Consider the following 15,849-nt stretch of genomic DNA (forward strand, 5'->3'; position numbering starts at 1 on the left):
AAGGGGGCCCCATGGAGTCCACGATCCCCGACCCATGTCCCGGCACGGACGACATCCACCGGGAGGCACGGCCCGCACCGGACCGGGCGGACCGGGCGGTCCGGGTCGAGGCCCACGGCATCGACCACATCCCCGACCGGGAACGCCACGGCCACCCGCGGCAGCTCTTCTCCGTCTGGGCGGCGGCCAACGTCAACTACCTCAGCCTCGTCATAGGCGGCGCCCTGGTCCTGATGGGCCTGACCCTCTGGCAGGCCCTCGCGGTCATCGTGGTGGGCAACCTGTTCTGGCTGCTCACCGGAGTGCTCTCGGTCTCCGGCCCGGCCGCGGGCGCCCCGAGCGAAGTGATCACACGCGCGCTGTACGGAGTACGCGGCAACCGCGTCAACAACGCGGTCGTCGGCTGGATGATCTCCGTCAGCTACTTCGCCCTCAACCTGGCCGCCGCCGCGACCGCCGCCTTCTCCCTCGTCGAGATGGCCGGGATCACGGCGGACACCGGAGTCAAGACCGTCGTGGTGGTGGCCGTCGCCGCCCTCACCCTGGCCATCGGCGTCTACGGCCACGGCATGATCATGAAGCTGTACCTGCCGATCACCCTGGTCCTCGCCGCCGCCTTCGCCGTCGTCGCGTTCGGCGTGCTCACCCACGCCGACTTCGCGTACACACCGGCCGAGCCGCTCACCGGCACCGGCCTGTGGGCGGTGCTCCTCGCCGGTGTCACCCTCGTCGGCGCCGGCCCGCTGTCCTACACCACCAGCGCCGACTTCTCCCGTTACCTGCCGCGCACCACGTCGGCGAAGGCGATCGTCGGCTGGACCGCCCTGGGCGGTTTCCTGCCCAGCGTCGCCGTCTGCTCCCTCGGCGCCCTCGCCGCGACCACCGTCGACATGACCGACCCCCAGGCCGGGCTCCAGCCGATCCTGCCCGGCTGGTTCCACCCGGTCTTCCTGCTCGCCCTGGTCCTCGGCACCATCGCCATCAACGCCCTGACCGCCTACAGCGCCGGACTCGCCCTCCAGGCCGTCGGCATCCGCATCCGCCGCTCCCTCAGCGTCGTCGCCGACGGCGTCGCCGCCGTCTCCCTCACCCTCTACGGGCTCCTCGTCTCCGACTTCCTCGACACCGTCAACAACGTCCTCCAGCTCACGGTGGTCCTCCTCGGCCCCGCCACGGCCGTGTACGCCACCGACATCGTGCTGCGCCGCAACCGCTACGACGGCCCCGCCCTGATGGACGAGACCCCCGCCAGCCCCTTCTGGTACACGGCGGGCGTCAGCCCGGCGGGCGCCCTGGCCCTCACCGGCGGCGTGACCGCGGCGGCCCTGTGCGTCAACACTCTCTACACCGGTCCGGTCGCCGGGGCCCTGGGCGGCATCGACCTCTCCCTCCCGGTCGGCATGGCCGTCGCCGCCTGTCTCTACGCGCTCCTCCAGCGCACGGACACCCCCGCCCGCCGCGCCGGCCACCCCTCCAAGCCGTAGGACGGGCCGTCTCCCACCGGACCGGTCAGGCCGTCTCGTACCGGGACCGGTCAGACCGCCGTCCCGCAGGCCGGTCAGACCGCCGTCCCGCAGGCCGGTCAGACCGCCGTCCTGCCGGGCCGGTCAGACCGCCGTCCCGCAGACCGGTCAGGCTTCCCCGGACGCGTCCCGGCCGCCCAGCATGTGCTCCAGCACGGCCCGTTGCAGCGGCAGCACCTCGGCGTGCAGCTCACGGCCCCTGCGGGTCAGGGCGACCCACACGCCGCGCCGGTCCTCCGCGCAGACGGACCGCTCCACCAGGCCCTCCTTCTCCAGGCGGGCGATCAGCCGGGACAGCGCGCTCTGGCTGAGGTGGACCTGTCCGACCAGGTTCTGCACCCGGCACTGGTCGCCCTCCCGGGGCGTGGCGGACGCGAGGATGTCGAGCACCTCGAAGTCGCTCGCGCCCAGACCGTGCGGGTGCAGCGCACGGTCGATCTCGCACATCGTGCGCGCGTGCACCGACAGGATCTCCCGCCACCGTTCCGCGAGCCCCGTACCGGCCGTCTTGGCTGCCATACGTGCACGGTAACACCGCCGCGACCATCCCTTGTACGTGCAACTAGTGCACGCACAAGGGACCGGGCGCGTGGACGGCCGTGTCCCGCGGGCCGGCCGCGACCGCGCCGCGGACGTGCGGGCAGGCGGCGAGGTCCTCGTGCCCGCAGTCCAGGGCGCACTCGACCAGTGCAAGCGCGGTCCGGGCGGCGGCGATCCGGTCCCGCAGGGCCTCGGCCTCCCCGCGCAGCACCGCCCGGCGCGCCCGAACGCCGTCGGCCGCCAGCAGGGCGCGCAGGGCGTCCAGCGACAGCCCGGCCGCCTTCCCGCGCAGGACGACCGTCACCCGCTCCGCGTCGGTGTCGCCGTAGCGCCGCCGCCCCGCGGCGTCGCGCGCCGGGGACAGCAGTCCGGCCGACTCCCAGTGCCGCAGGACGTGCGGAGCCAGCCCGAAGCGGGCCGCGAACGCGCCGATGCCGAGGGACGCCGTGTGCCCGGTCGATTGACTGGTTGACTTCATGCCGACATTAAGTCGCAGGCTCGTGCCCATGACCAAGGGATCTGGGAACGAAGCGTCCGAAGAGGGCCTGACGGCCCGGCTCGACGCGGCCGACCGTCTGCCGGGCGCACGCGAACTGCGTACCCTCTCCTACGACTTGCTGGGCGACGCCGCCTCCGTCGTGGACGTCGGCTGCGGCGCCGGACGGGCCGTCGCCGAGCTGACGGAACGGGGCGTCGCGGCCGTCGGCGTCGACCGCGACGAGCGGATGGTCGCCCTCGCCCGGTCGCGGTGGCCGCACGCCCGCTTCCGCGTGGGGGACGCCTGCCGGCTGCCGCTGCCGGACCGTGCGGCGGGCGGCTACCGCGCCGACAAGGTGTTCCACGAACTCGCCGATCCCGCGCGGGCCCTTGCGGAGGCCCGCCGGGTGCTCGTCCCCGGCGGGCGCGCCGTGCTCGTCGGCCAGGACTGGGACACCCTCGTCATCGACTCCGACGACCCCGCCCTCACCCGCGCGCTGGTGCACGCCCGCGCCGGCACCGTGACCGCGCCCCGCGCCGCCCGCGCCCAGCGGGCGCTGCTCCTGGACGCCGGGTTCCGGGACGTGACCGTCGACGTCCGCACGCTGGTCCTCACCGGGCCCGGGGCGCTGCCGATGCTCGCCTCCCTCGCGCGGGCGGCGGCGGCCGCGGGCGCGGCCGGCCGGGAGCGCGCCGACGGCTGGCTGGCCGAACAGCACGCCCGGGCCGCGGCCGACCGGCTCCTCGTGGCCGTACCGATGTTCGTGACGGCGGGGACCGCGCCCCTGACCCGGGCTCCCGAGCCCCTGGCGGCAGGTTCCGCATCCGTTGCGTCGTCCCTCGCCTGACCAGTTCCGTCGGCAGGATCACCGCCGCCGGTTCCTCTCCGCCGATCCGGGCGAGCAGTACCCGGACCGTCTCGGCGCTGATGCGGTCCCAGGGCTGCCGGACGGTGGCCGGTTCCGGGCCGGCGGCGACGGCGGCGGGGGAGTCGTCGAAGCCGCCGACCGCCACGTCCTGCGGCACCCGGCGCCCCGCCCGCCCCAACGCCGTCAGCACGCCCTGTGCCGTCGGGACCGCCCGGGGTCCGGGTCCGGCCCGTGGGACAACCGGCCCTGGCCGCCGTTCGGCGCCCTGCATCGAGCCGGTGTGGAGCGCGCCGGAGCCTGTGGACCGGCCCTGGCCCGCTTCCTGGGCCGGGAGAGCGTCCAGGCCGTCGCCACGGCCCGTTTCCGGACTCACGTGGTGCCTGGCCGCGAGCGGACCCCCGGAACGGGACGAGTCGCGCACGACGCTCTGACCAGTCACCCCCGCGGCCGGACCGGAGACAGCGCGCAGAGGCCCGGGCCCCCGTGGCCGCAAAGTGGCTCAGAGGCGTCGTATCCAGACGTGTCCGACTGGGCTAGCTTCGCCTTCTCAACGCCGATGGGGAGGTTTTGTGCGCGCTCTCGTCTATCTGGGTCCCGGCGCCGCCGCACTGCAGGACCGGCCCGCCGCACAGCTCGTGAACGGTGACGACGTCGTGGTCGAGGTCGTCGGTACGGGGATCTGCGGTACGGACCGCAAGATCCTGCTCGGGCGGTTCCCCGCCCGGCCGGGTGTGGTGCTCGGGCACGAGTCGGTGGGTGTGGTGCGGGAGACGGGGCCGCAGGTGCGTTCGGTCGCGGCCGGGGACCGGGTGGTGGTCAATCCCACGCTGTACTGCGGCTGGTGCGTCCCCTGCCGCCGGGGGGCGACCAACTTCTGCCGGCACAAGGCCGGGACCGAGGTCGGCGTCGACCGGGACGGCACGTACGCGGAGAGCGTGACCCTGCCGGAACGTTTCGTCGTCCGGGTTCCCGCCGGGCTCTCCTTCCGCGGCGCGGTCCTGATCGAACCGCTCGCCTGCGTCCTGAACAACGTCGAGGCCGCGGACGTCTCCTTCGACGACACCGTCGTGGTGCTCGGCGCGGGGCCGATCGGGATGCTGACCGCGATGGTCGCCGCCCGCCGGGCGCGCCGGGTCACCGTCGCCGAACCGGACGGCTACCGGCTGGAGCGGGCCCGCGGACAGTTCGCACACGTGGTGGACGTGGGCGGTACGGACCCGGCCGAAGCGGTGCTGAAGGCGTCGGACGGCGAGCGCCCCTCCCTCGTCTTCGACACCACCGGGGTCGGCCTCGACGCGGCGCTGCGGCTGGTCGACGACGGCGGCCGGGTCCTGGTGATGGGCTTCGACGACACCTACACCGTGCCGCTGCGCCCGCTCCGGCTCACCAACCGGGGCATCCGGCTGATCGGTGCCGGTGACTACCGGGCCGACACCTTCCCGGTCGCCGTGGACCTGGCCGCCGAACTCGCCGGTGCGCGGGCCGGGACCGGCGGTGTGCCGTTCCTGGAGCGGCTGGTGACGCACGAGTTCCCGCTCGAACGGTACGAGGACGCCTTCGCGGCGCTCGGCGGACTCGCCGGGGGCGACGAGACCGGCGGGCCCGGCGCGGGTGGCCCGGCCGGCGGCCGGGTGCCCGGACCGCCTCCCCGCTACGACGCGCTCAAGGTGGTCATCCGCTCGCACTCCGGCCCGGCCGGAGCCGACGGCTGGCCGGTGGTCGCGTGAGCGCGCCGCGGTTCGGGGCGATCGAGTCCGGCGGGACCAAGTTCGTCTGCCTGGTCGGCTCGGCCCCCGACCGGATCGAAGCCGAGGTCCGCTTCCCGACCGGCGAACCGGCCCCCACCCTGGCCCGGGCCGTCGACTTCTTCCGGGAACGGGTCGCGGCGGCCGGGCCGTTGGACGCGGTCGGCATCGCCTCCTTCGGACCTCTCGAACTACGGCCGGGGCACCCGAAGTTCGGCCATCTCGCGGCCACTCCCAAGCCCGGCTGGTCCGGGGTGGACGTCGCCGGGCCCGTCGCCGCCGCGCTCGGCGTCCCGGTGGCCATCGACACGGACGTCAACGGCGCGGCCCTCGGCGAAGGCCGCTGGGGCGCGGCCCGCGGCCTGGACACCTACGTCTACCTGACCGTCGGCACCGGCATCGGCGGCGGCGCGGTGATCGGCGGCAAGGTGGTCAGCGGCCTGATCCACACCGAGATGGGCCACCTCGCCGTGCCCCGGATCGCCGGTGACGCCTTCCCCGGCTCCTGCCCCTTCCACGGCGACTGCTGGGAAGGGCTGGCCGGCGGCGAGGCCATGGGCGCCCGCTGGGGCGTCCCGGCCGAAGAACTGACCGGGGACGCCCTGCGCGAGGCGCTGCGGCTGGAGGCGGCCTACCTGGCCGTGGGGCTGCGCAACATCGTCTACACGACCGCGCCCCAGCGCATCGTGATCGGCGGCGGCGTCGCGGAGCTCCCCGGCCTGTTCCCGCTGCTCCGCACCGAACTGTCCGCGGCGCTGGCCGGCTATCCCGGGCTGCCCGAGCACACGGCCGAGGACTTCGTGGTCCCGGCCCGGCTCGGCCGGCTCGCCGGACCGGCCGGCGGGCTGGTCCTGGCGGCCGGCGCGGCCACCGCCGCGCAACGGCAAACACGTTCGGGCGCTGGTCCGTCGGAGGGAACGGATGCATGAGGCGGGCCCCGGGCCGGGCAGGCTGGCCGGTGTGACGCGCCCCGCCCCGGTGGGCCTCCTCGATCCGGCCACGCACGCCTGGCTGATCCGGCACGCCCTGCCCGGGGCCCGCCTGTACGAGGCGGACCCGCTGCCCGGCGGGTTCACCAACGACATGGTCCTGCTCACCGTCCGGCCGGCCGGCGCGCCGGGCACGGAACGCTACGTCCTGCGCCGCTACCGGCCTCACTGCGGCCGGGTCCCCCGTAACACCTGCGCCGTGGAGGCCGCCGTCCTCGGCCGGGCGGCGGCCCACGCCGTTCCGGTGGCCTCGGTGGTCGCGGCCGATCCTCACGGCAGGGCCACCGGCCGCCCCGCCCTGCTCTACCGGTTCATGGACGGGGTCCCGCTCGGCGAGGTCCTGGCCGACGGCCCGGCGAGCGGCGAGGCCCGGGAGCTGGGCCGGGCCGTCGGCGCGGTGCTGGCGCGGATCGGCCGGGTCAGGCTGCCCCGCCCGGGCGCCTTCGCCGGCCCCTCCCTCGTTCCGGCTCCGGACGGCACGCCCCCGCTGGGCGACCTGCCCGGTTTCGTCGACCGCTGTCTGGCCGCCGCGGACGGGACGCTGAACGGCACGGACGCGGCCGTACTCCGGGCACTGGCCCGTCGAGGGACCCGGGCGCTCGCCGCCGTAGCGGGTGAACGCAGCCTGGTGCACTGCGACTTCAACCCGAAGAACCTCCTGGTCGAGCGGCGCGCCGGGCAGTGGGAGGTGGCCGCCGTGCTCGACTGGGAGCTCGCCTTCAGCGGCTCCCCGCTCTTCGACGTCGGGAACATGCTGCGCTTCGCCCACGAGTACCCTCCCGCCTTCGCCACGGGCTTCGTCGAGGGCTTCCGGGCCGGGAGCGGCCGGCTGCCCGGGGACTGGCTGCGGATCAGCCGGACGCTGGACCTCTTCGCGCTCGCGGACATCCTCACCGCACCGCCCGACCCGGCCTACTTCGCCCGCGCGCGCACCGCGCTGCACCGGGCCGCCGCCGGCCGGTACTGACCCCTGCCGGCCGGGCGGCGCCCGCGGTGACCCCGGTTCCTCCAGCGACAAGCCGTCCAGGAGCAGCGGGACGGACACGGACGTCCCGTCGCTCTTCACCACGGCCGCGGCGACGGGACACGGGCCGGTCGCTCCGGACCCGGCGGCACACCCCCACCCGCAGACGTGCGGGGTCCCCGGACCCTCACCTCTCCCTTTTTCACAGGAAGCGAATTCTGCACAAAGGAATCATCAGCCCCGGCCACAGGTGCCGGGCAAATGGCGGAGAAGCGACGTACAGCCTTCTTCCCCGTGCCGGACAAGCGGGTTAGTCTGCCCGGGTCGAAACGAAAGATGATCCATTAGCGAGGGAGAATTCCACCGTGCCGAACGGAAGTCCGGAAGAGGTCCTGAAGACGATCACTCCGACGGTTCGCTGCAACGGGACTCCGCCCACGCCGGCCTTGCGTGAGGGGCCGTACTACAAGCCCGACACCCCTTTGCGGACCAGTTTCCGGGACGATGTGGAAGGGGGTGTCCCGATGCTGCTGCACGGTACGGTACGCACCCTCGAAGGCAAGCCGATCGGCGGCACCCTGCTCGACTTCTGGCAGGTGGGGGCCGAGGGGGTCTACGACGAGGACGGTTTCCGGCTGCGCGGCCACCAGTTCGCGGACGCCGACGGGCGGTGGCGGCTGGAGACCGTCCTGCCGGCCCTGTACCCGGGGCGGACGCGGCACGTGCACGTGAAGGTGCAGCCGCCCGGCGGGTCCGTACTGACCACGATGCTGTATTTCCCGGGTGAACGCCGGAACCACCTCGACAAGTATTTCCGGCCGGAATGCCTGATGGACGTGCGGGAGACCCCCGAGGGCTGGGACGCCTCTTTCACCTTCGTTCTGGACGTGTGAATTCCGGCCTGCTTTCCCCGAAGGGAAGCGGTCCGTATTTTCCGGAGGGAAGCGGGGAACCCCCTGTTCCGCCATGCGGAAATTCACCATCCGCCGTCCTTCAGGTCCGCGGGACGGAAGTCGACAGGAGATACATGGCAGACCCGATACGTACTCGGCGAGAGGTCCGCGGCGAAGCCCTGAGCTACGTACAGAACCATCTGTACTACCCGGTCACCGCGTACGAGATGGACCACGGTGAAGGCGTCCACCTGTACGACACCGACGGCAACGAATACCTCGACTGCGCGTCCGGCACCTTCAACCTGAGCCTCGGATACGGGCACCCCGAAGTGGTCAAGGCCATGCAGGACCAGGCCGAGCGGCTGGTGCACACCACCTCGACCTTCCAGACGGCCCCCGTCAACGAGCTGGTCCGGCGGCTGGTCGACGTCACCCCGCCGAACCTGACCAAGGTGCACCTCAAGGTGTCGGGCGGCTCCACCGCCAACGAGGGCGCGGTCAAGATGGCGCAGCTCGCCACCGGCCGTCGCGACGTCATCACCCTGTTCCGCAGCCACCACGGCCAGACCATGCTGACGACCACCATGTCGGGCGAGTCGTTCCGCAAGGCGCCCTTCCCGCACCTGATGCCGGGCGTCCTCCAGGTGCCCGACCCCTACTGCCTGCGCTGCTTCTACGGCCAGGCGGGCCCCGACAGCTGCGGCATGCTGTGCGTCGAACGCATCAACGACTTCATCGACCACGCCAGTTCCGGCAGCGTCGCCTGCATCGTCGTCGAACCGGTCTCCGGCAGCGGCGGCAACATCGTGCCGCCCGACGGATACCTGCCCGCCCTGCGCGCCCTGTGCGACGAGCGGGGCATCGCCCTCGTCTTCGACGAGATCCAGACCGGCATCGGCCGGATCGGCCGGATGTTCGCCGCCGAGCACTACGGGGTCCGGCCCGACATCCTGACCACCGCCAAGGGCCTCGGCGGCTCCGGTGCGCAGGTCGCGGCCATCGTCACCGACGAGCGGATGTCCGGGCTCAGCAGCGACCACCACTCCTTCACCTACGGCGGCAACGTCCTCGCCGCCGCCGCGGCGGTCGCCACCCTGGACGTGATCGGCCGTCCCGGCTTCCTGGAGAACGTCCGCGAGGTCGGCGCCCACATCATGGAGCGGCTGGGCGCACTGGCCGCACGGCACCGGGCCGTCGTGGACGTACGCGGCCTCGGCCTGATGATCGGGGTGGAGATCGGCGACGACCGGGGGCGCCCGCACAGCGAACGGGCCCAGGCCCTGGCCCGGCGCGGCATGGACCACGGCCTGATCCTGCGCACCTCCCGCTACGGCCGGGGCAACGTGATCAAAATCCGGCCGCCGCTGATCCTCACCCACGAGGAGGCCGACCTGCTCTGCGACCGGCTCGACGCGCTCTTCGCCGAGGAGGCCGCCGCGTGACCGCCCCCGCGCACGGCGGCCCGCCGTCCGCCGAGGCCATGCGCGCGTACGTGACCGGCCTCGCCGGCGCGGTCCGCGAGGCCGTCCTGGCCGCCCGGCACCGGCACGGCAGCCGGCTGGTGCGGGGCCTGTCCCCGGGCGGGGACGCCCAGTTCGGCCTCGACGAGGTCGCCGAGGCGGCCGTCTGGAAGTACATCGCCGGCCACGACCTGCCGGTCGCCGTCTACTCCGAGGACCGCGGACTGCAGTACCACGGCGCGGACCCGGCCCACCTGCTGGTCGTCGACCCCATCGACGGCACCCGGCCCGCCGTCGCCGGCCTGGAGTCGGCCACCGTCTCGGTCGCGGTCGCCCGCATGACGGAGCGCCCGCGCATCGCCGACGTCGAGCACGCGCTGCTGATGGAACTGGGCACCGGCGCCTACCTGTACGGGGACCTCACGACGCCCGGGATCACCGCGCACGGCTACGGCCACCCCGTCCCCGCGCTGACCCGCACCACCGACCCCGCGCGGATGTTCTGGTCGCTGGAGTTCAACGGCCACCCGGCCCGGCTGATGACCGAGGCGTACGGCCACCTCGTCGACCGCTCCGCCAACACCGGCGGGGTCTTCGTCTTCAACAGCGCCACCTGGTCGATCTCCCGGCTGCTCACCGGCCAGCTCGACGCCTACGTGGACATCGGCAACCGGCTGCTGCGTGACGACCCGTCGCTGCTGCCCGAGTTCGAGCGCGTCGGCAACGGCCGGGTCCTGCACCTGTTCCCGTACGACATCGCGGCGGCCGTCTTCCTCGCCGAGCGGGCCGGAGCGGTCATCACCGACGCCTACGGACAGCCGCTCGGCGACACCGTCCTGACCGACCTGAGCATCGCCAACCAGAGGTCCTGCGTGGCCGCGTCCACGCCCGAACTCCACCGGGCCCTGCTGGCGGACGTCCGATGGAAGGAATGACGCCCATGCGCCCCCGAAACGCCCCGCCCGTCGCGGCGGCCGGCACCGCCACGGCCGGCGTCACCGACGACGCCGAGTTCAGGGCCCTGCTCGACCGGCTCTCCGACAAGGCCACCGCGGACTACTACAACCCGTTCACCACCTTCGACTGGCCGCCGGAGATCCCCGCCGACGGGTTGTGGATGTCCCCCGAACTGCTCTCCGTCCACGGCACGGAGCTCATGGACGAACTGGGCCCCGACCGGCTCCGGGCCCTGAGCAGGTGGGAGAGCGTCAACTTCTACAGCCTCAACGTGCACGGCATCCGCGAGCTGCTCATCGAGGTCACCCGGCGCGTCCACACGCCCGGTTTCGAGCTGCCCTCCGAGTTCTTCCACCACTTCATCGGTGAGGAGAACGACCACATGTGGTTCTTCGCCACCTTCTGCCTCAAATACGCGGACAAGATCTACCCCGACAGGTCGGTCAGGCTGCCCGAGGCCCCGCGCGACCCGGACATCGAGAACTTCCTCGTCTTCGCCCGGATCCTGGTCTTCGAGCAGATCGTCGACCACTACAACGTCCACCTGGCCGCCGACGACCGGCTGCACCCGACCATCCGGCACCTCAACCGGCTGCACCACCAGGACGAGTCCCGGCACATCGCCTTCGGCTGCCGCCTGGTGCAGCTCCTGTGGGAGCGCCTCCTGCGCAACGGCCTCGACGACGAGGCCCGGCACGGCCTGCGCGCCTACCTCGACCGCTACCTCGCCGTCAGCATCGGGGCCTTCTACAACCCCGCCGTCTACCGCGACGCCGGCCTCCCCGACGGGTTCGCCCTGCGCAACCGGCTGCTCGCCCATCCCGCGCGGCAGGCCGCCCACGCCAGGGTCCTCCACAAGACGACCGGTTTCCTCCGCCGGATCGGGGTGTTCGATGCCTGACACCGACCGCATGCCCCGCAGGGCCACCGGGGCCGGCTGGACGGTGCGGGACGGCCTGGTCACCCTCGACGAGCCGGCCGTCGTGCTGAAGGCCGCGCTGGACGCGGTGTTCACCCGCTGGGGCGCCGAGGCCGGGGCCCGGCAGCAGAGCTACCCCCCGCTGCTGCGGGTCGACGACCTGCGGACCCTCGACTACTTCCACAACTTCCCGCACCTGGGCAGCCCGGTCACCCGCATCCGCCCCGACCGGCTGGCCGGCCTCGCCACGGCCCCGTACGACGTCACCGGTCCGCCCCGGCCCGCCGGCCCGCCCGACGCGACCGAACCGCCCGGGCCCACCGGTCCGCCCGAGGCCGACGGACCTCCCGGGACCACCGGACCGACCGGGGCCGCCGCGCTGCCCGCCTCCAGCCTCGCCGACGCCACCCACCTCCTGCCCTCCGCGGCCTGCTACGGCTGCTTCGTGCACCTCACCGGCAGCAGCACCGACACCCCCGTCCTGATCAGCACCGTCGCGCAGTGCTTCCGCAACGAGGACCACCACGACGGACTGCGCAGGCTCTGGGGATTCACCATGCGGGAGCTGGTCTGCGTCGGCTCGGCCGAGACCGTACGCGCTCACCTCGACCGGCACCGGGAGCGGATCCTCGCCTTCGGCGCATCCCTCGGCCTCGCCCTCGACCGGCGGCCGGCCACCGACCCCTTCTTCCAGAAGGACGGCGCCCGCACGCTCATGCAGCTGCTCGCCCCCGTCAAGGAGGAGTACCTGCACACCGACGGCACCGCGATCGCCTCCACCAACAACCACCGCAACTTCTTCGGCGAGCGCCGCGCGATCGGCCACGCGGGCCGCCCGGCCTTCACCGGCTGCGTCGCCTTCGGCCTGGAGCGGTGGGTGCACGCCCTGAGCGACCTGTTCGAGGGGGACCTGACCGCCGCGCACCGCGCGGTACGGCGGGCGGGAGCGCGTTCGTGACCCGGCTGGCCGCCCTGCTCGGGCTCGAACTGCCCTTGCTCCAAGCCGGCATGGGCGCCGTCGCCGGCCCCGCCCTGTGCGCCCAGGTGTCCCGGGCCGGAGCGGGCGGCACCCTCGCCCTGTACAAGGAACCGCCCGCGCGGGCCGCCCGGCTGGTCCGGGAGGTGGCCGCCGCCACCGGGGGCCGCCCCTTCGGGGTGAACGTCGTTCCCGAGGTCACCGGAGCGGCCCGCTGCCTGGAGCAGCTCCGGGCCGCCCTGCCCGAGCTGCCCCGCAACGGCTTCGTCACCGTCTTCGGGCTCCCCGCCGACGACGCGGCCCGTGCCGTGCGCGCCGCCGGGCATCCGCTGGTGGTCCAGGTCGGGACCCCCGCCGACGCCGGCACCGCCCTCGCGCGGGGAGCGGCCGTCCTGGTCCTCCAGGGCGTCGAGGCCGGCGGCCACCTGCTCGGCGGGCGGCCCGGGGACTCCCTGCTGGCCGCCGTCCGGGCCCGCCACCCGCACGCCGTCCTCGCCGTCGCCGGCGGGATCGCCACGGGCCGGGACCTCGCCGACGCGGTGGCCCGCGGCGCGGACGGCGCCCTGGCCGGAACCCTGTTCGTACCGGCCGCGGAATCCGCCGCGCACCCGGAGTTCAAGCGGCGCGTGGTCGAGGCGGTGGCCGAGGACACCGTCGTCACCTCCCTCTTCGAGATCGGCTGGCCGCGCCGCCCGCACCGCGTCCTGCGCAACTCCCTCACCGCCGCCACGGAGCGCGCCCCGGCCGCCTTCATCGCCACCACCCGGGTGGACGGCCGGCCGTACCCGGTACCGCGCTACAGCGCGGCGGCCCCGGGCGCCGCCACCACCGGGCGCGTCGAGGAGATGGCCATGTACTGCGGCCGGTCCTGCACCCGCGTCACCGCCGCGCACCCGGCCGCCGCCACCGTCGCCCGGATCCGCCGGGAGTACGAGGAGGCCCGCGCCCTCCACGACGGCTCGCACACGATCCCGCCCCGCGTCCCACCGGTTCCAGGAGAAACGACATGACCGACGTCACCAAGCCGATCGTGGACTGGCTGCTCGAACGCAATCCCACCGTTGAGCACATCCCGGACGACCTCGACCTGATCGAGAGCAGGCTGATCGACTCGCTCGGCTTCATGGAGTTCGTCCTGCTGCTGGAGGACCTGATCGGCCGGGAGCTGCGCCTGGACCAGATCGACGTGGACCAGTTCCGTACCCTCCGTTCCCTGACGGAACACTTCCTGAAGGGGTGAACCGCCCGTGGCACAGGACCCGCCACCACCCGGCCCCGGCCTGGTCGCCTCCCTGCACCTCGCCGCGCGCCCCGGCGAGCCGACCTTCCCCGTCGCACAGGCCCGCGCGGTGACCGGCCGCGGGCTGGTGGGGGACCGCAACTACTGGGCGGGCGAAGGCCCCCGGCCCCGCCGCCGGGGGGCCGGACGGGCCTCCGGAGTCTGCGACATCACCCTCATCGAGGCCGAGGCCCTCGACGCCCTCGCCCGCGAACACGGCATCACCCTCACCCCCGCCGAGTGCCGCCGCAACCTGGTCTGCCACGGCATCCGGCTCAACCCGCTGGTGGACCACGAGTTCCGGGTCGGGACGGTGATCCTGCGGGGTCTCCGGCTCAGCGAACCCTGCGCCCGCCTCGAACGGCTCGTCCGCCCCGGCCTGGTCCGCGGCCTGCTGCACCGCGGCGGCCTGCGGGCCGAAGTGGTCCGCGGCGGGACGATCGGGATCGGCGACCGGATCCACCCACCGCCGCACGACGCGCGGCCACCCGCGCCGCAGGCCCGCGCCCGCTGACGGCGCGCGGCCGGCGGCCACGTTTTCACCGGCACCTTCCCCGCAGCACCGGAAGACCCGCGCACCGGCGTGCAGCACGCCGGGAACGGGCCCGCAACCATCCGTGTCCAGGGGCCGGGACGGCTCGCCCACGCGCATCACGCGGAGGGCGGGCCGCCCGGCCTGCGACCCCGCAGGCAGGAAGACGACATGGCGATCGAAGACACCGCCTCCGGGCGGCAGAACGGCACGGCACCGGTCCCCGGCGCGGACACCCCGTCACCCGGGGCCGTGGAACGCGCACAAGGGGCGGCCAAGGCACTCGCCGAGGCGGGAGCGGCCGTCTCCGTCCGGCTGCTGGAGTGGGGCTTCACCCTCCGCCTCGACCAAGGGGCCGTCGACCGGCTCGTGCCCCCGGACGGCACCGGCCCCTTGAGCGGTTTCCCGGGCCTGGTCCGGGACGTGCTCGCCGGGGCCCTGCCCGAGGACCTCGCCGAAGCCGTCGGCGCGCGGCTGGCCGAACGCGCCGGACGGATCCGGTCGACCGCCCGGGGCGCCGGATGCGAACTGACCTCTCCGTGGGCCGCGCCCACGCTCCTCGCCCCCTTGGCCCTCGACGCCCCACCGCGCGAGACCGGCCTGTGGTACGGCGTGTTCACACCGGAGGCGGGCTGGGGAACCGAGCGGCAGTTCACGTCCTGCTACGCCTCCGAGACCCCCGCCCTGGCCGTCTTCCGCGGCGACCTCTACTGCGTCTACCAGGGCCGGGGAGACGACCCCGGCCTGTGGTGGACCGCGCACCGCGCGGACGGCGGCCGGTCCGAGGACCTGCCCTTCCCCTCCCACCACACCCTGGGCAGCCCCGCCCTGGCCGTGCACGAGGACCGGCTGTACTGCGCGCACCGCGGCGGCTCGGGCACCTGGGGCATGGCGCTGACCTCGTACGACGGAGACACCTGGAGCCCGGACCGGCCGGTCCCGTACGCCGAGAGCGTCTACGGTCCGGCGCTGGCCGTCTTCCAGGGCGCCCTCCACCTCGCCTACGCCGAGGCCGACCGGCGGATCATGGTCACCACCAGCCGGGACGGTCGCACCTGGACCACCCCCGAACCCGTCCCCGGCTGTGCCACCACGAGGTCCCCGGCGCTCGCCGTCCACGACGGCGCCCTGCACCTGCTCCACGGCAACCCCGAGGACGGGGCGATCCACTGGAGCCGGCTGCGCGGCGGCACCTGGACCTCCGAGGGCGCGCTGCCCGGGCACCGCACCCGGAGCAACATCGGCCTGGCCGTCTTCGACGGCAGGCTGATCTGCGTCCACCGCGACCCCGCCCGCCAGCGGCTGCGGTGGTCCTCCTACGACGGCACCCGCTGGAGCGCGGACGCCGAAATCCCGGGCCACAGCAGCAAATACGGCCCCGCCCTGGCCGTGTACCGCGACCGCAACGGCACCCGCGAGCAGCTCCTGTGCGTCCACCGGGGCCACGCCCAGCGCCTGGTCACCGCGGCGGGGGAGGTACTGACCGACGAGGACCCGGCGGGCCTGCACGAGCTCGACGACCCGGACGCGGTCACCGGCTGATCCCGTGCTCCGGCCGTGCCCGTGGACGGCCGGCCCCGGGGACGGGAGAGCCACCGCATGCGGCCCGGCCCCGCGTCCTCACGACGCCCTGACCGGCGCCTGCCGTGTGGCGGCCGCCCCCGGGGGGGGCCCCCCGCCCCGCGGCCCAAGCCCCCGGGGGGGGGGCGGGAGCGCGCACCGC

General features: G+C 74.2%; 16 protein-coding genes and 1 pseudogene. 14 read left to right on the forward strand and 3 right to left on the reverse strand.

The window, feature by feature from the left end; all coding sequences use genetic code 11:
* Positions 1 to 11 precede the first annotated feature (11 nt).
* The gene (locus ABZ340_RS23160) at positions 12 to 1,484 is read left to right on the forward strand and encodes a cytosine permease (protein WP_358783706.1); all 1,473 of its coding nucleotides are present in this window, start codon (positions 12 to 14) and stop codon (positions 1,482 to 1,484) included.
* A 147-nt stretch (positions 1,485 to 1,631) separates the two neighbouring features.
* Here the strand turns inward: ABZ340_RS23160 and ABZ340_RS23165 are convergent, their stop codons facing one another.
* Positions 1,632 to 2,042 carry a MarR family transcriptional regulator gene (locus ABZ340_RS23165; protein WP_358783707.1) on the reverse strand — a complete coding sequence of 137 codons (411 nt, stop codon included), beginning with the start codon at positions 2,040 to 2,042 and terminating at the stop codon, positions 1,632 to 1,634.
* Positions 2,043 to 2,085: 43 nt separating this feature from the next.
* Positions 2,086 to 2,541: a MerR family transcriptional regulator gene (locus ABZ340_RS23170; protein ID WP_358783708.1), complete on the reverse strand. Its 456-nt coding sequence runs from the start codon at positions 2,539 to 2,541 to the stop codon at positions 2,086 to 2,088.
* 28 nt (positions 2,542 to 2,569) lie between these two features.
* Here ABZ340_RS23170 and ABZ340_RS23175 point away from each other — a divergent pair, with 28 nt between their 5' ends.
* Positions 2,570 to 3,388, forward strand: coding sequence for a methyltransferase domain-containing protein (locus tag ABZ340_RS23175; RefSeq protein ID WP_358783709.1), 819 nt, complete (start codon positions 2,570 to 2,572; stop codon positions 3,386 to 3,388).
* On the opposite strand, the pseudogene ABZ340_RS23180 reads toward ABZ340_RS23175, so the two are convergent.
* A pseudogene (locus ABZ340_RS23180) lies at positions 3,375 to 3,608 on the reverse strand (substrate-binding domain-containing protein); the annotation flags it as partial. The gene ABZ340_RS23175 and the pseudogene ABZ340_RS23180 sit on opposite strands and share 14 nt — an antisense overlap.
* 370 nt (positions 3,609 to 3,978) lie before the next feature.
* Between ABZ340_RS23180 and ABZ340_RS23185 the strand changes: the two are divergent.
* The 12 genes from ABZ340_RS23185 (at position 3,979) to ABZ340_RS23240 (ending at position 15,668) form a co-directional block, all read left to right on the forward strand.
* Complete coding sequence (locus tag ABZ340_RS23185) at positions 3,979 to 5,136, forward strand: alcohol dehydrogenase catalytic domain-containing protein (RefSeq protein WP_358783710.1); 1,158 nt, start codon at positions 3,979 to 3,981, stop codon at positions 5,134 to 5,136.
* On the forward strand, positions 5,133 to 6,083 hold the full coding sequence (locus ABZ340_RS23190) for an ROK family protein (protein ID WP_358783711.1): 951 nt from the start codon (positions 5,133 to 5,135) through the stop codon (positions 6,081 to 6,083). Before ABZ340_RS23185 ends, ABZ340_RS23190 begins: the two co-directional genes overlap by 4 nt.
* Before the next feature lie 31 nt (positions 6,084 to 6,114).
* Positions 6,115 to 7,110: a phosphotransferase gene (locus tag ABZ340_RS23195; RefSeq protein WP_358783712.1), complete on the forward strand. Its 996-nt coding sequence runs from the start codon at positions 6,115 to 6,117 to the stop codon at positions 7,108 to 7,110.
* A gap of 362 nt (positions 7,111 to 7,472) precedes the next feature.
* Positions 7,473 to 8,000 (forward strand): hypothetical protein, encoded by a 528-nt coding sequence (locus tag ABZ340_RS23200; protein ID WP_358783713.1) that lies wholly within the window; start codon positions 7,473 to 7,475, stop codon positions 7,998 to 8,000.
* 134 nt (positions 8,001 to 8,134) lie between these two features.
* A complete protein-coding gene (locus ABZ340_RS23205; RefSeq protein WP_358783714.1) occupies positions 8,135 to 9,445 on the forward strand; it encodes an aspartate aminotransferase family protein in 1,311 nt (436 codons plus the stop codon).
* Entirely contained in the window at positions 9,442 to 10,398 is a 957-nt protein-coding gene (locus tag ABZ340_RS23210; protein WP_358783715.1) for an inositol monophosphatase family protein, read from the forward strand. The genes ABZ340_RS23205 and ABZ340_RS23210 overlap by 4 nt, the downstream gene beginning before the upstream one ends.
* 5 nt (positions 10,399 to 10,403) lie before the next feature.
* A complete protein-coding gene (locus ABZ340_RS23215) occupies positions 10,404 to 11,321 on the forward strand; it encodes a diiron oxygenase (protein ID WP_358783716.1) in 918 nt (305 codons plus the stop codon).
* A complete protein-coding gene (locus tag ABZ340_RS23220) occupies positions 11,314 to 12,297 on the forward strand; it encodes a hypothetical protein (RefSeq protein ID WP_358783717.1) in 984 nt (327 codons plus the stop codon). The genes ABZ340_RS23215 and ABZ340_RS23220 overlap by 8 nt, the downstream gene beginning before the upstream one ends.
* A complete protein-coding gene (locus ABZ340_RS23225; protein WP_358783718.1) occupies positions 12,294 to 13,325 on the forward strand; it encodes a nitronate monooxygenase in 1,032 nt (343 codons plus the stop codon). The genes ABZ340_RS23220 and ABZ340_RS23225 overlap by 4 nt, the downstream gene beginning before the upstream one ends.
* The gene (locus ABZ340_RS23230; RefSeq protein ID WP_358783719.1) at positions 13,322 to 13,555 is read left to right on the forward strand and encodes an acyl carrier protein; all 234 of its coding nucleotides are present in this window, start codon (positions 13,322 to 13,324) and stop codon (positions 13,553 to 13,555) included. Before ABZ340_RS23225 ends, ABZ340_RS23230 begins: the two co-directional genes overlap by 4 nt.
* Before the next feature lie 7 nt (positions 13,556 to 13,562).
* Positions 13,563 to 14,108, forward strand: a complete 546-nt coding sequence (locus tag ABZ340_RS23235; protein WP_358783720.1) for an MOSC domain-containing protein — start codon at positions 13,563 to 13,565, stop codon at positions 14,106 to 14,108.
* 189 nt (positions 14,109 to 14,297) lie between these two features.
* Positions 14,298 to 15,668, forward strand: coding sequence for a sialidase family protein (locus ABZ340_RS23240; protein WP_358783721.1), 1,371 nt, complete (start codon positions 14,298 to 14,300; stop codon positions 15,666 to 15,668).
* Positions 15,669 to 15,849 lie beyond the last annotated feature (181 nt).

This window comes from Streptomyces sp. NPDC006134 (genome assembly GCF_040628835.1).
GTDB lineage: Bacteria > Actinomycetota > Actinomycetes > Streptomycetales > Streptomycetaceae > Streptomyces.